Here is a 16126-nt window from a genome sequence, read left to right as displayed (position 1 = left end):
TTGTTATTGTCCTAAATTTCGGAATTCCCTTTGATGCCAATTATCGTATTTAATTTTTACATCAAAAACACGTCCTGACGATTCGTTTCTAAAATAATGCACCTCAATTTGCTGTCCCTTCATAATGCCAGCCTCATAAACCTTTTCCCAAGTTCCTGGGCCAGCCTTACTTAAGGCGTTGAGCAACCCTGCATTTTTTACAGTAGCGGTAACTTCACCGACGGCAGTGTATCCATTTCCAAGTGCACCACGAGAAGATGAATAAGTTACCAGAGGTGGCGCACGCGAGCCTCCAATGCCAGAACCCCGCGCAGCAAGCGTACCTGCCACATCGTTAGCGGCATCCTCCCAATCTTGTTTGCTCCACTGGGAGAACGGCGTATCAGCTCGATACCGTCGAACGACTTCGGCAAGCTCTGTTTTGTCATGGAATAATTGGGAGTTCAGTCGAGCATATTCACTCAACTCTTTTTTTCCACCACTAAACCCACCGTCATCAATCTCTTTCATTCGTCCTTGAATAGCAGAGATTTCCGACTCAATAACACCTCGCTCACGAAGCTTAGGAGCGCCACTGTTTTCCGAGTCATCGGAGTCATCGGGTGCTAGCCGAACTGTTACAGTATAACCGCCCCGTTTGGCTATACGTGTGCCGAAGAGAGCGGGCCAACTAAACGCGACGGTTACGGTTTTTCGTCCAGCCTGTTGCTGTTGCTGCAATGCCCGCAAAACGTCCTGAAGTTTGAACCCCTCCGTTACGACATTAATTCGATCACCCTTAATCGTGACTGATTCAAAGCCAGTCGGGTCGGTCAGGTTCGTCGGATTATTCAGCACATAACTGTAGCGATTATAGTTCTGCCCATTCATCGGGTCTTGAACGAGAGGATCGCCAGACAGGAACTTGGCCGTGAATGGATCGTACACGCGTCCATTCATGTGCACCAGATCCAGTTGGTCCAGCATTTCGTGGCCCGTAAAGCCGCGGTGGTCCGTCACACCATCGACCGCGTCGGGGGTGGAATTGTCCACCGCCGAGCGTCGCTTACCCCAGGCGTCATACGCAAGCTGCTCGATGATCTGGCCATCGTCGCCTGTCAACGCCACCGGGCTGCCCAGCCGGTCCTTGTGCGTCCACACCAGCTGCACCGGCCTGTCCGCCATATCAACCTCAAAGCCGATGCCCATTGGCCAGTAGGTACGCACCTTGCTCACCGCACCGTTTTGCAGCTCCACTTCCTGCGCACCCGCATACACGATCGACAGCCCGTCGCCACGGTCCTGCCGCACCCGCTGGTACTCTGAACCATAGACAAAGCTGCTGTTGTAGTCGCCCTTCTTGATCAGCCTTGGCATGTCAAAGCTGGTCCACTCGATCGACTGGCTCCCCGCCGACGTCAGGTTGCCGTTGTCGTCATACTTGAAGCTGGCGTAGCCCGGAATGCTGCTCACCGCATGCGGCCGCTGCTCGAGCGCTTGCGGATACACATAGTCCCCGCTACCAACGCCGCTTTTGCTGCGCAGGCTGCCATTGGCGTTGTACTTGAAGGTTTGCGTCGCCTCACCAATCTTGCTGGTCTCCAGACGATTCAGGCCATCATATGTGAATCCCTCCATAAAGCCGTGCGTGTCCCAGTACTGGGTACGCGTGACCACACTGCCCAGGCCATCATAGGCATAGCCCTGGTCCAGCCGCAGCGCGCTGGCGGCGGTTTTGACCTGGTCGCTGGTCAGACGGCCCGATCCCGGGTCGTAGCCCAGCACCTGGGTCAGCCCATTGCCCAGTGCCAGCTCGGTCGGCCGGTTGGCCGCATCCTGCTTGCTCACGCTCCACAGCTTCTGCCCGCCGCGCTCGACCGCACTCAGATAGCCATTCTTGTTGTAGCGTAGGTCGAACTGCTTGGTCTTGCCAGCGCCGGTATATTTCTGCGCGATCGCCCTGCCCCAGTCGTCATACACTACCTGGCTTATATAGGCACCGCCGGTCAGCGTCTGCGTAGTCGTGTCCGGACGGCCGTAGCTGTCGTAGGTGTGCACGCGCAGATAGTCGTCCTTGAGCGCGACCGTAGACGCTTCGGCCAGCTGGCCCTTGCCATAGGCTGACGTATCGTATTTCCAGTACGCCTTCTGGTCGGACTGGACGCGGCTCACCATGCGGTCCAGCAGGTCATAGTCCATCTCGGTGCGTTGCTTCTTGTCGCGCTGCAGCTTTGACGACTGCGCCCGCACGCGGCCTACCGGGTCGACCGTATATTCAATCCGGCCCAGGTCCAGGTCGACCAACGCCGTCTTGCGGCCCAGCTTGTCGTATTCCACCTTGATGATGCTCTTGCCGGGATCGGTGGTCTGGCTCAGGTTACCCAGCGGGTCGTAGACGAACTCCGTCACACCTTGCAACGCATCGGTGACCTTCACCACCTGCCCGATTACGTTGCGCTCGTCGGTGCGCCCCTGCAGTTTCGGGTTCGTCAGTGTGATCTTCAGGCCCTGGTAGGCGGTCTTGGTCAGCAGTTCCTTGCCCGCTTCATCCAGCGTGGCCGCGACCACCACGCGGTTGAGCAGGTCGTACTCCAGACGGCTCGCCATCACCGGCGATGTATTGGTGAGATACGCCGGCTGGCTGGTATGCATCAAGCGTCCCAGGCTGTCGTAGCTCTGGTCGACATAGGTGGCGTCACCGTTAAAGGCGTGGGTCTGGGTACGCAGCACATGGCCCACGCTGTCGCGGTACACCAGCGTGGGCACGGCGATGCGGCTGGCGCCGTGGAACTGCTCGGTGATCTGCACCACCGCCGCTCCCGACATGCCAGGACAGGCATTGGCCAGACAACTCTTTTGATACACGCGTGTTTCATTGGCCACGCTGCTGCTGTCATTGCCGTTGCTGCGCGTCTCCTTGCGCACACGGCCAAAGCCATCCGTGGTCCATTGGGTGACCTGATTATTGGCATCGGTCCGCTCGCTGCGCGCACCGGTGCCGGCCACATATTTGTAGCTCTCCGTATGCCCGGCGGCATTGGTGGCCGACACTACGTAGCGGCCATTGCCATCGTAGCCCGTCTTCGACGACCGGGTCCTTACCTGCTGGTCCAGCGGGTCAGTCCAGGTCTGCCGGGTTTCCTCCACCAACCCAAACTTATTCGGCGAACGCAGGTAGTCCGTTACCACCTGGTACAGGGTTTCCGCCGGCTGCACCGTCTCCTTGCTACGCAGGCCGGTGACGCTGTCATACGCGTAGGCGACCTTGCGTGCTGCCGATCCCGACGCCGGATCGGTGCGCGTGGTCGTGACGCTGGTCGGCAAACCAATCAGCCATTTCGCCTCATCGTTCTGGAACTCGGTCGCCACTTCCGTGACAAACAAGGTCTTGTCATCGATCGTGCTGGTCACGCGCTGGTTCTTCAGGTTGCCGTAGCTCTCGTCATAGGTGTTCCTGGTGGTGACCTTGCCCAGGCTGGTGCCGTCCAGATCGTGGCGAACCACCTCGCTGGTATCAATATAGGGCTGGTAGGTGCTCTCACCGCTCGGATGGACGAACTGCTTGTAGGCAGGCGTATTGCTGGTCCTGGCCAGCTCCACGCTGCCGCTGGCCACAGTGACCGTGCGCACCTGGCCATTCTTCGGCCACACATGACTATATTGCGTGGTCGTCACGATGCCGCTTTGCTCGTCGCGGCTCTCCACTGCGGCAAAGCCCAGCGCGCCGCGGCCCGCCACATCGGTGGCCGGATCGAAATAGCGGTAGCTCGTGGTGTGCTGTGCCGCCACGCCGTTGGCTTGCTTGAGACGGCTCACCAGCTTGCCCGGGCTCAGCGCCACGTGCTGCGGATAGCTGGTCGTCAGATCGCTATTGCCCGTGCGGCTGACCACGCCGCTCACCAGGCCATCGCGGTATTCCACGCCCGACACCGCGCCCAGACCATTGGTCACTTTGTGGATGCGGTCCAGTGCCTGGCCATCCACCGCCATGTCGAGCGGCTCAAATACTTCCCAGCGCCCGTCCTCCTGCCACACATTGCTGACAGATTTACCGGCGTGATAGTACACCGCCTGTGTCCTGCCCGTGCCCAGCAAGTCCATATAGAACAACTGGTCGCTGGCGTCAGACGATTCGTTGGGGATCTCCAACCCCGTCCAGGAAGCGCAGCTGGTACGCACGTCCGCAGAGGTGCCGCCCATGCCCGTCAGGCGGCACATCTGCAGGCCGCCCACCGCTACCGGCGCCATGTCCCTGCCCGAAGTGTCTTTGCCGCGCCGGGTTTCCCGCATCAGCACTGCCGGTGCGCCATCGCCGACAAAGTCGCCGATGGCCTGCGCCACCTTGTAGCTGGCGCCGCTATGCTCGGCCAGCGCGCCGCAATCGAGCTCGCGTCCCGTCGACAGGCAGAGCGTCGCATCGGCACGTGGAGCCTCGTTAAACTTGTTGATCTCAACAAAACCAAACATCAGATTGCTGTAACCCGAGCCACTGAAGTCGGCAACGGCACCGCCACTTGGCGCATCGAACCGGTACGGCGCCGGATCGCAGGCGTAACGGCTGCCGCCAAAATTGTCCGGCCAGTGTTCTGCCACGCACACTGGCGCCGGGTATTCGTCATGCATTGCATAGCCGCGCATTTTCCCCAGACGCGGAGTGCCGGGCCGGTGGAAATCAGTGATGATAATGCTTGGCTCCAGATTCACCCAACCAGTCCTACCAACTGGCTCACCGCGGTCATCGATCATAAATGGACGCACATATGGCAGCGTCCAGCGCACGTCCGCGTGTTTGCCGATGCCGGCAAAATCCACTATCTGGTCGAAGGTAACAAACCGCTGTAAGGTGTCGGCAATGAAGTTACGCTGATCTTCCCGGCTGTAATGCAGCACGCTGTAAGGCGGTTCCTTATCGACCAGTTGTTCATTCTGGATGTACAGCGGCGCCGTGTGGGCGCTCGGATCCAGTTCGCCATAGATCGCCGAACGTCCATCACCGACCACGTCGATCACGTACGGCATGCCATCCACTGTATTGACACCCGTCGCCGGCCGCTCCGCTGTGGACGCACAGGCAAAGGTAATCGGCTCACTGCGCGCCGTGGTGATACCTTTGGCCAGCGGCGACAGGCAGATCTTCGCCACATTCTTATCCGTCGTCACCAGCAGGTCGGGCGCACCGTCGCCATTGAAGTCACCCAGGTCCAGCACCACAAAGCTTTCCTGGGTATCGAGCTGGTACTGATACTCGTCGAAGCCATGGCCATTGTTGTGGAAGTAGCGGTAGCGCTGCTGGGTCTTGCCCGGACGTTCAGGATTGGCGGCGAGATCCAGGTTTTCCTCGGTGCCCGGCATCGGGTAGGGATTGGCCACACGCTTTTCCAGCACGTCGGTATAACCATGGTTCTCCAGATCCTGGAATGCAAAGTAATCCGGATGATTGGCCGAGCGCCATTGCGACTTCGCGTGCGTGGTCAGGATGGGCGCACCAGGCCACAGTCCCCGGCTCACAAAACCGGCAGTCTTGCCCGGATCGGGAGCACCCCACTCGAACGTGGTCGCAGGCAGCGCCTCCATGGTGCCGGTGGCCGGATTGGCCGCGCTGGCGGCAACGCTCTTGAGCAGGCTGCGGCCGCTGCTTGGACTGATGTCATAGTTCAGCGTGTAATCGCGCACCATGGCGGTGGCCGCCGGCGTACCCGACATGTCATTGCCAACATAGGTCTTGATGTGCGCAATGCGCTGGCGCAGGTCGTTGCGCGTGCCGTCGATGTAGCGCGTCCAGCCATCACTGCGGGCTTCGTAACTGAACTGCACCATCGCATGCGGCTTCATGCCACTGCCGCCGTAGCGGATGGCGTCAATCAGGTGCTCACCCGTGCTGCTGTTCTGGGTGTAGTGGAAGGTGATGAAATTGCCGCTACGGTCGGTGACCTTGTCCAGCGCCCACGACTGCGCATCGGCACGCGTCAACGTGTCTTTCAGCGCTTTAGCGCTGTCAAACGTGACATACGCAAGCACCCGCGCGTTGACGGCCTTGTCCGGATTGCCAAAGGTGGCCACGCGGCCGTCCTTGTACTCGGCCACAAAGGTACGCGCGCTGCCGGTACCCTGCGCTTTTATCCGCACAAAGCTGTCGATCTCCGTGCGGTACACCGCATCGTCCGCCCAGTAGGTATCGTCGGTCAGCTTGGCGCCGGTCAGCACCAGGCGCGCGCCGTCCAGGCACAGGCGGTCGCCCGTGTCGAAATTGATGCGCGCATTGATGCCGTCCTGCGCGATCGTCTTGCCGCAGCGGTGAATGCTCGACAGACCACCCAGGTTCCAGCCCACGCCCACATGGCCGTTGTTGCCGCTGCTGCTGTAGTTCAGCGACAGGCTCGGCGCCAGGCCCGCCGTGCCCGGCGGTACCGCCAGCGGCACGCTATAAGTGGCGGCGCCATTGGCATCGACGCCCAGTTCGCCCGGCAAGCTGCCCGCGTCGGCGTTGTCCAGGAACGGTGGCGTGATCGCGACCGGCTGCAGGTCGCCACCGGCATTGCCGCCACTGGCGACTTTCACCGTCACCGACACCGCAGCCGACTGCGCCAGCTTGACGCCGTTGGCGTCAAACGCCGTCGCCACCACACTGTATTGCCCCGCCACCGCGCCGTTCCACGACGCCGTCCAGCTTGTGCCATTCTGTACCGCCGTGCCAATCAGCTGGCCGTTGCCATAAAACTTCACGCTCGCCACCGATGCCGTGTTCCCCGCCACCGACGCGCTCAGGCTCGATGAGCCGCCCGCATTCACGCTGCTGCCGTTGGCCGGGCTGGCAATGTTCACGCTGACCGCCGCAGCCGAATCCACATAGACATAATGGGTCGCCGAATACAGCGTCGAGTTGCCCTGCCGGACACGTGCGCGCACCGCATACGGCGCCGCCCTTTCCGTCATGCCGGTAAAGCTCAGCGAGTACGCATCGACCGCACCATCGGCACTGGCCACAGTCCAGACACCGTCTACACCGATCGCCACCTCGTCATAAGGACCGCTACCGCCGCTCAGCTGCGTACGGATAAACACCGGACCGGCGCCATTGAAATGCTGCCCGTCCAACGGCGTGCTCAGCGCCACACGCAGGCTGCCGGGCATGGTGCAATTGGCGTCAGCGCAGGGCAGCACAATATCGCTGCCCGCAGTACTACCCAAGGCACGAATATAGATAGCCCGGCTGCTGTACAAACCGGTGTAGGGACTCAAGTCCACGACGAAATGGTGGCTACGGCCAGGCGTATGGCAGGTGGACTGCACTGTCGCATCATCAGCCTCAGTGCCTACATTGGCTACGCCGGTCGCCAGCTGCGTCGCACCGGCTTTCAGTGTCGGCGCGTCCAGCAGAATTTCGTAATTCAGTGACTGGTCGACACGGTCCTCGCACACCCAGCCTACCAGCTGCGGTTTATTGCCGCCATCGAATCGTACACCGGTGATTTTGCCCAGAATACCGCTATTGGTCACGTTGACCGCGAAACGTTCAGACTCGGCTGAATGCCCCAGGTCATCGGTTACCCTGGACTTGAACCAGTAGGTACCGGCGCCAAGCGAGACCGTGAACTTCTGATTCAGCGTATAGGCAGCCCCGGTTGTGCTGTTAATGGGCGACGAATCAAAATCGTTGTTGTCACCATTGTCCTGGAAAATTTCCAGCTTTCTCGCGTTGACACCACCAGAGCTGCCGCTCGCGGTAATCATCACGTCAGCCTTGCTCGTGCCGTTTACGCGGACACTGGATGGCGCCGCACTGATGGTGGCGCTCAGGGATGGATTGTCGAAAACCGTAATGTCAATCGCAGGAGTTGACTCACCGAACCATTCGACAAATTCCCGCAGCATCTTCCATTGGAATTTATAGGTGCCGGCTTTACGCGGCGGCGTGACCGTGAACGCAAAAACACCCACCTCGCCTGGTGCGACAGCGGACTTCAGATTGGCGCGTCCCGAGCTTCGGAACAGCTGGTTGTCCTGCGGGCTTTGTGCTCCCAGACGATACGGGTTCTGGCCGTCCGGTACCCATGTAGTCGTGCCCGTGTTGGCCATCTTGATCGTTACCGTGGTCGGCTCGCCAGCATACATGGACACCGGCACCGTTTGCGACATGAAGGCCGCAGCATTGCCCGAGGTGGGACTGACCACCTTGATTTTGAATACCTGCGTCGAACTCTGTCTCCCGGCACTGTCGGTCGCTCGTAGTTGGAGCTGATGTTCGCCAAGTGCCATCGGCACATACACATTGATGCTGGTGTTGGAGCTGATGCTGGCCAGCGAACTAGTGCCGTCGATTACTTCAATGAGCTTGATGACATTACCTGGAGCAGATGCCGCCGTGCCGGAAACATTGACCGTCACCGGTTTGCCGTCCTGCGAAACAAAACTCCGGCCTTCTTCCGGCGTCGTGAAGCTCACCGTGGGCGGGACATTCGGATCGTCAGGATCCGTTGTCCCCCGTAGACGGTATGCACATACCGGGCCAGGATTGGCCAGCGAGGTTACGCCAAATGAGGTGCTACTGCGCAGGTTGGAGACGCGGCCCAGCGGCGTGAAGTACACGGTTGCGCCCTGCCCTGGACGCGCTATTGCCGCGTGCACCATCGCGATCTCGACGTCGGACGAAAGGCTGTACCCGTTGGCGTTATCGCCCCAGATAGTCCCGTTGTCCTTCCGAGCGATGTAGTGCCCTTCTTTCGGCGTAGCGGCAGCGCAGCTCGCGTCGACGGGGGGCGATTGAGTGGTCCAGATTTCGTCGTAGGTCTTGGTGCCGGCTGGCCCGGTAGCCGTCCATGTACAAGTGCTCGGATAGTCCAGCCAGTCCCAGCTCGTCACACCACTTCTGGAGCCGTTGACATCAACCTCCTCATCAGGGGTAGAGTAACCCCATCCTTTGGCGCGACAGTATCTGCGCAAGGATGTCGCTCCGGTAGTGCTCCAGGTAGTGGTGTAACTCTGACCAGCCACCAACGGCGTCGTATTGACAGTGATTGTCACAGGTGTAGGCGGCTTAGGCGGCAGTGCCAGATTCATGCCGCAAGCGGCAACTGGTGAGCCACCTGATGTAACGCCATTGCTAGTAGTACCCTGGAAACTCCGTACGATATCCAGTGGCGTAATGATGACTTTTCCCGTTTCGCCATCCGCTAATAAGCCTGCATGGACCAGCGCCGCTGCCAAGTTTGAATCGGTGCGGTAGCCGTTTGAACTTTCGCCCCAGACAGCGCCGCCGCTTGCATTGCCGGTATAGATCCCCGTAGCAGGCGCCTTGCCCATGCATTTTGCCGAAAGATCCGGAACCGTCGACGACAGAGTTTCTGTGTATTTAGTTACGCCCCCTGGCCCTGACGCTGTCCAGACACAAGTTGAAGGTGATCCTGCCCAGGCGGCCTTAACGGTGCCGATCAATACGCCGCTGACATCCAGTTGTTTCGGAGTGTTTTCCCCCGTGCAGACGCGTGTGACTGAGTCAGCGTAAGTGGAACGCCAGTCGCTTTGATAGCTTTGTCCGGCAGTCAGAGGGACCCTCTTTGTTAAAGGTGTCGAGGTCGTCTCAACAACAATGGTAGGTTTTACCTTTGAGGTAAGTGAAAGGCGCATACCGCAGCCCGGGTCATCCCAATCCAACGAATAACCGCTTGGCCCCCATTCGCTAGCAAATTTGGACAACTTGCCCAACGGAGTAACAGTGATATGCCCACTGGCGCCTTCTGAAAGAAGACCGGAATGTGCCAGCGCCGCAGATACAGGTACCTGACTGTCAACTAAATAGCCTTGAAAATTGTTCCCGTATACATACCCCGCGTGCGCCGTATAGATTCCGCTCGGCGGCGTGGTAGCCCAACAGTTTGCGAGTATCGGAGACGTCCAATCGGTGACAGTCTGAATTCGAGTCGTCCCACCCGGCCCCGTCGCAACCCAGGTGCAGTCAACATACGAGTCTCTATTCGCGGTTGCAACTTCGGAGCCCGATGGACTTAATAGCATATTAGTTACGCCGCTCATACACATACGCTGTACATTGGTAGCGTTGGTAGTGCTCCAAGTCATCGTGTAAGGCTGCCCAGCACGCAGCGGTGACGGCTTGATCTGCACATCAATTGTTGGCGGTGAAGTAGTGATAGCAGGAGCATTCTTCGCCAGTGACAAGCGCATTCCACATGCGGGTTCATCCCAGTCGCCACTATTTATTCCATTTGGCGAAGTAAAGGCATAAAAGATCCTCATGCTCCCAAGGGGAGTAATGTCGACATAGGCTGTCTCGCCTCGCGCTAGCAAACCTGAATGGACTAGCGCTGCCGGAATGTCAGAGTCTCTAGTGTACCCATCGGAGTTATTCCCATATACGGTCGCGCCAGGCACTACCCCAGCCGTAACGCTTAACGTGACCGGTTTCATTGAGCACGTAATGGCTTGCGCCTCTGCCACGACGGCGGTCAGAATCACAAAGAGTCCGAGCCGAGAGATGTGTAGGAATAGCGAAGCGAACAGGCGGGATGGTAGCGTCATGTTTGGCGCGGAATAAAGATGTCGTGGCAGGTCAAAGATGATTCGACCAACTTGGCCAATCATCAGCTTGTTAAAGCATAAAAATCTTTCTATTATGCATTATCAATTGCATATGAAAATACGCGAAATGTAACAAATAACAACTTTATTTTCTAAATGAAAATTTCTCCTCGCTCACTAGCGGATAGACACTTACGGGCGAGCGACAACTCTCGCGATACGCGCCGTCCAGAGGTCCTGGCTTTAATCGATGCATCGAACGGGAGAAATTCATGAAGCTTAAATTGCTAGGTAGGCTGGACCGGCTTAGCGCCCCACCACGCTAAGGGAACAGTCCCTTTCTCAGTGCGACCATACATGTCTGGGACCGGGCGATCGTCCGCATATGGAACAACCCCCGCTGGGCATTAAAGAACGTGCACAACATGGACCGCAGCGCGACCTCAGGACGGCGACGACCTCCGATGTGGCGAGCTACGCCAGCCGGCAACTCTCCCGTATGAAATAGCTTTTTTTGAAAACGCGGCTCGCCGCGTTTTTTCTATGCCTGCACAAGACGACGCACCACATCTCGACCTGTAGCCAACCATCAAACGCAAGCTGCGCAGATCCATCAAGCGCGTGATCGTGGCATTACTGCGGACGCAGCGCCGGAGCCAGCTTGGCCTTGAGCTCAAACGCAATCGTCACCAGCCGGTCGCGCTTGCGGCTCTTGCGGTGGCTTAGATAAACCTGCTGCAGCGCCGGGCTGCGCGCCAACCGCTCCATAAACTCCAGCAATGCAGCCTCATCCTTGGCTTCCCCACGCAGGATGACACTGGCACTTGGCTTGTCGGGATGCAGCTCCAGCAGCTCGATATCCGCATTCCCCGCCGCTTCCAGCGCATTGAACAGCGGCGCCCATGCAAAGCCGCGCTCGGTCTGCAACTCAGTCCAGCGCTTGTTCTGATCAATTTCCACCTTGCTCAATGTGGGCGCCGGCTTGACTTGCGTGGCCAGGCGTAGCGTTGCGACCTGACGGCGCACTTCTACGTCATCCCGGTCCAGCGCGAACACTTGCCAGAACGCCACCGCAGCAACTGCACAGAGCAGAACCGCTACGACCAGCATCCACAAGCCTGCCCGCGTTGGCGGGCGCAGATAGGCAGACAGTTCACGCGTCTTCATTGCCACGCCTCCCTCTTCAGCAACAGCACTTCCGCTTCCGGCAGCTGTTCGCGAATCACCGCTGGCGCGACTGCGGACGCGCTGGCGGACCAGTAGCGTACCGTCGAACAACCGGGCTGACGGGCCAGCAAGCGCCGTAGCAGACGCTCACTGGCTGCCACCGCATCGCCGGTCACGGGCTGTACATCGATCAGCGACAACTCGCCCGCCCGATGCGCCAGCGCCGTAACACGCTGCGCCTCCACCAGCAACACCACGCCCGGTAGACGCGCAGCCGTGGGCGGCAAGCGCCAGTAAGCAGCCGCCGAAACCGGCAGCACGGATTGCAGCTGAATTTGATGCTGCTGGCACAGCGCCACCACGGCGCCCAGCCATGCCCGCGGCAGCGCATAGGCCAGGCCGCTACGGCCAAATTGCCGGAAGCCGACCTGCATCACCGAGGTCGCGTCCAACGCCATGCCGTTCCGCTCGAAGCAGGCTTGCGCATAGGCCTGGAGTTCGGCCTGCGCCTGCAGCTGCTGCTGCCACGGCAGCACGGCGATCTTGGCCAGGCTGTCGCTGACCTGCAGGTGCAGCACCCGGCGGCGCCCCGCCGCTGGCGGCAACGCAGCCAGCATGGCCTCCAGCTCTGCCAGCAGGTGATCGGCTTGGACGCTGGCCGGACTGCGCTCAGGCATGTCGCGCCCGCCTTTGGTGGACAACCAGGCAGCGCCCGCGAACAGACCGCCGTGCAGGGTTTCAGGCCACAAACGTAACACGGTTCACCTCCTGTAACGTGGTATGGCCATGGCGCACCAGCTCCAGCGCCACATCGCGCAGGAAGCGTGTACCCTCCTTGCGCGCCTGTTCTTTCAGTGCGCGGATCGAGGCGCGCGCAATAATCATTTCGCGGATCTCGTCCGTCAGGCGCAGCACTTCGGCAATGGCGCGCCGCCCTTTATAGCCGGTGTGGCGGCACTGCGCACACCCTTTGCCTGCGTGGAAATGGAAGGATGAGGCATCACGGATGCCGGATTCGGCCAGCAACTCGGCGCTGACCTCCACCGGCGCGTTGCAGTGGGGGCAGTTTTGCCGCAGCAGACGCTGCGCCACCACGCCGGTCAGCGAGGAGACGAAATTGTAGGGATCAACGCCCATGTGCATAAAGCGCCCGATCACGTCAAAGGTGTTATTCGCGTGCACCGAGGTGTACACCATGTGGCCGGTCAGCGCCGACTGCACGGCGATCTGCGCCGTTTCCGCATCGCGGATTTCGCCGACCAGAATCTTGTCCGGGTCATGCCGCAGTATCGAGCGCAGGCCTACCGCGAATGTCAGCCCCTTCTTTTCGTTCACAGGAATCTGCAGCACGCCAGGCAGCTGGTATTCCACCGGATCTTCAATCGTGATGAACTTGTCTTCGCCGTGGTTGATCTCGGTCAGCGCGGCATACAAGGTGGTGGTCTTGCCGCTGCCGGTCGGTCCGGTGACCAGCATCATGCCGTACGGTTCGGCCGCCAGGCGGCGCAGCAGGTGGATGGTCTGGTCGTCAAACCCCAGCGTGTCCAGCGTCAGGCGCTGGACACTGTCGGTCAGCGCTTTCTTGTCCAGCACACGCAGCACGGCATCCTCGCCGTGGATGCTCGGCATGATGGACACGCGGATGTCAATGTCACGCCCTTTGGCCGCAACGCGGAAGCGGCCATCCTGCGGGACGCGCTTTTCGCCGATGTCCAGCTCGGCCAGCACCTTGATGCGTGCAATCGCCTGCTCGGCCAGGGCCGGGTTGTTCACGGCGCCGATGCGGTTGAGCACGCCGTCAATGCGGAACTTGATGACCAGCCCCTGCGGTAAGGATTCCAGGTGGATATCGCTGGCGTCAAAGCGCAAGGCGTCAAACACGGTGGAGTTAATCAGGCGCACGGCGGGACTGGCTTCGCCCTGGATCGAAGTCAGGGTCAGATCGTCGCTGGCGTCGCGCACGACTTCGCTGACCGTTTCCTCGCCTACCGCATCCGCCACCGCGCTGAAGCTGGTCTCGTGCGCTTCCAGCTTGGCGTGAATGGCGTCCGGGTCGCCCAGATAAATTTCGTACAGCGCAAACTGCACCAGCCAGCTGCCGGCATCGTTTGCCAGCGGCAGACCCAGCACGGCAACCAGGCGGCCATGCGCATCCGTGGCCAACAGCAGCTGGCGTCCCACCATGTCGGCATAGCTGGCCTGGGTGAAGGCCGGCGCCAGCGCGTCCAGTTGCGCATGGTCCAGGCTGGGCATCGCCAGCAGTGTGGCGACCTGCACCAGGACGGCGTCGCGCGCCTGCTCCAGGCGCGCGGCCAACAGCGACAGCCAGCGCGCCGGCGGCGATGCCGTCTGCGCAACGTCGTTAAGCAAAGAAATAGTCAGCATATCGCCTCAAACAATATTGGCCAGATCAAAGATCGGGCTGTACAGCATCAATACGATGGCGCCAACGATGGCGCCGATCACCAGCATCAGCACCGGCTCCACGATACGGCTGGCCGCATCGATCCAGGCCGCCGTCTCCTCATCGTAGAAGTCGGCGATGCGCTCCATCATTTCATCGAGGTTGCCCGATGATTCGCCCGCCAGCAGCAAGCGCTCCGCAATCTCGGTGCTCAGGCGGTGCTCGCGCATGACCTGCGACATGGGATGGCCTTCGCTGACCGCCTTGATCGCGAGGTCGAGATCCGCGTGCATGGTGGCGGGCATCGAGGCGCGCGTCATGCGCAGCGCGGCAATCACATTGATGCCGCTGCGCAGCAGCATGCCCAAGGTACGGTACAGACGCGCGAGCTGCAGCACCCACACGCGCTCGCCGATCCACGGCAGGGCCAGCACGCGGCGCAGCACCGCCGAGCGCAGCGCCGGATTCAGCGCCACAGCCGCCACGCCGGCACCAATCGCCGCCACCGCCAGCCACGCCAGCGCCGTGTTGTTACGCACGAAGCCGCCCCAGGCCTGCACAAAACCGCGATCACTATGGCGGCCTTGCCCCGCGTCGTCATACACCGCACTGAAACGCGGCAGCACGTACAGCATCAGGAAACTGATCACCGCAAAGCCGACGCTAAGCAGAATCGCCGGATACGTCAGCGCTGCCTTGACCTTGCCGCGGATCTCATCGATCTGCCGCTGGTACTGCATGTAGCGGCGGATCGCGGCGCGCACCGTGCCCGTGGTTTCGCTGGCGCGCACCATGGCCACGTAGAGCGGCGAAAACACTGACGGCAGGCCCGCCATCGCGTCGGACAGCTGATGGCCGCTCTTCAGGCTCTGCAGCATGGAGTCGTAGATGGCGCGGTTGCGGTCGCGCCGGTCGTTGCGGCCCAGCACCTCAATCGCATCGACCACGGTCTGCCCTGCTTCCAGCAGCGAATGCAGCTGCTGGTTGAAAACGCCGAGTTTAAAGGCGTTGGCGCCCGCGTTGCCGCCGAGCGCGCTGCGCCCCAGGCGCACGTCAAGAATGCGTACCCCTGCGGCGGCGGCCAGGCGCCGCGCCTCGTCTTCGCTGGAAGCATCGATGTCGAGAAACTCGATGGCCATTTTCTGGTTTAACACTTTGATGCGAAATTGCATAACGTCCGCTTATTGCCAGTTGGTGATATCCGCAGCATCGCCCTGGCCGCCAGGCTGTCCATCGCTGCCGTAGGAGATGATTTCGTATTCGCGGTCGTCACGGCCGGGAAGTAGGTACACATACGGATGCTCCCACGCATCCGTCGGCAGGTATTTGTGCAAATACGGTCCCTGCCAGTTCGCCTCATGCGGCGGCGGCGCAAACAAGGCCACCAGACCTGGCGCCGCCGGTGGATAATGGCCGGTATCGATGCGGTACTGCACCACCCCCTTGTCCATGGCTTCAATCTGCGTCCGCACGATCTGCGCTTTGGAACGTTCCAGTTGCGCAAAGTAGCGCGGCCCGGCAAACGTCGCCAGCATGCCCAGAATGGCGATCACCACCAGCAGCTCCAGCAGGGAAAATCCCGCGACCTTAATTTGGCGCATAGATGAACCGCCAGTTCTGATAGCTTGCCGCATTCTTAAAACTGCGCTGCTCCTCGCTGAAGCCATCGCGTTTCAAGGGCTTGAGCGTGGACAGCGAGTACACCCCGATCAGCCGCTCATTCTGATAAATATAGCCCCACGTCGCCGAGCCGGTCATGGGGTCGTAATACAGCTTGCGCAACGGACGCTGGACCCGGGTCAGGCGGTTGTCAAACAGCAGCTCGTCCACCGTCCGCGGGAACTGCTTGGCCGTCCCCGGCGAGTTGTTGTAGTACGCGCCGATCGCGTCGCGGTAGGCTTTGCCAACCTGCAGCAGTTGCGCCTCTTTCTGGCGCCGCTCGGTCATCATGCTGTTTTCCAGCGCCCGCACCGAGACGATGGACAGCAAGGCAACCAGGAACATCACCATGACATAGCTGAATCCTTGTTGATGGCGCACGGC

The 16126-nt window shown here is 60.3% G+C and carries 7 protein-coding genes and 1 pseudogene; all 8 read right to left on the bottom strand.

What is annotated here, in order from left to right:
• Positions 1 to 3 precede the first annotated feature (3 nt).
• The 8 genes and pseudogenes from GTP58_RS06460 to GTP58_RS06430 all read right to left on the bottom strand — a co-directional run bounded on the left by GTP58_RS06460 (position 4) and on the right by GTP58_RS06430 (position 16123).
• Positions 4 to 8838, bottom strand: coding sequence for an RHS repeat-associated core domain-containing protein (locus tag GTP58_RS06460; RefSeq protein WP_373924723.1), 8835 nt, complete (start codon positions 8836 to 8838; stop codon positions 4 to 6).
• 237 nt (positions 8839 to 9075) lie between these two features.
• Positions 9076 to 9279, bottom strand: a pseudogene (locus GTP58_RS31875) (LCCL domain-containing protein); the annotation flags it as partial.
• A gap of 1866 nt (positions 9280 to 11145) precedes the next feature.
• Positions 11146 to 11679 carry a PilN domain-containing protein gene (locus GTP58_RS06455; protein ID WP_161076714.1) on the bottom strand — a complete coding sequence of 178 codons (534 nt, stop codon included), beginning with the start codon at positions 11677 to 11679 and terminating at the stop codon, positions 11146 to 11148.
• Positions 11676 to 12437 (bottom strand): hypothetical protein, encoded by a 762-nt coding sequence (locus tag GTP58_RS06450; RefSeq protein ID WP_161076713.1) that lies wholly within the window; start codon positions 12435 to 12437, stop codon positions 11676 to 11678. Before GTP58_RS06450 ends, GTP58_RS06455 begins: the two co-directional genes overlap by 4 nt.
• Complete coding sequence (locus GTP58_RS06445) at positions 12418 to 14064, bottom strand: GspE/PulE family protein (protein ID WP_161076712.1); 1647 nt, start codon at positions 14062 to 14064, stop codon at positions 12418 to 12420. The genes GTP58_RS06450 and GTP58_RS06445 overlap by 20 nt, the downstream gene beginning before the upstream one ends.
• Positions 14065 to 14070: 6 nt before the next feature.
• On the bottom strand, positions 14071 to 15255 hold the full coding sequence (locus tag GTP58_RS06440) for a type II secretion system F family protein (RefSeq protein WP_161076711.1): 1185 nt from the start codon (positions 15253 to 15255) through the stop codon (positions 14071 to 14073).
• 9 nt (positions 15256 to 15264) lie between these two features.
• A complete protein-coding gene (gene gspG / locus GTP58_RS06435; protein ID WP_161076710.1) occupies positions 15265 to 15684 on the bottom strand; it encodes a type II secretion system major pseudopilin GspG in 420 nt (139 codons plus the stop codon).
• Positions 15671 to 16123 carry a type II secretion system protein gene (locus tag GTP58_RS06430; RefSeq protein ID WP_161076709.1) on the bottom strand — a complete coding sequence of 151 codons (453 nt, stop codon included), beginning with the start codon at positions 16121 to 16123 and terminating at the stop codon, positions 15671 to 15673. Before GTP58_RS06430 ends, gspG begins: the two co-directional genes overlap by 14 nt.
• Between the last annotated feature and the right edge of the window lie 3 nt (positions 16124 to 16126).

Origin of the sequence: Duganella sp. CY15W (genome assembly GCF_009857555.1) — a bacterium.
GTDB lineage: Bacteria > Pseudomonadota > Gammaproteobacteria > Burkholderiales > Burkholderiaceae_D > Rugamonas > Rugamonas sacchari.
This window is presented reverse-complemented; position numbering and strand designations above follow the sequence as displayed.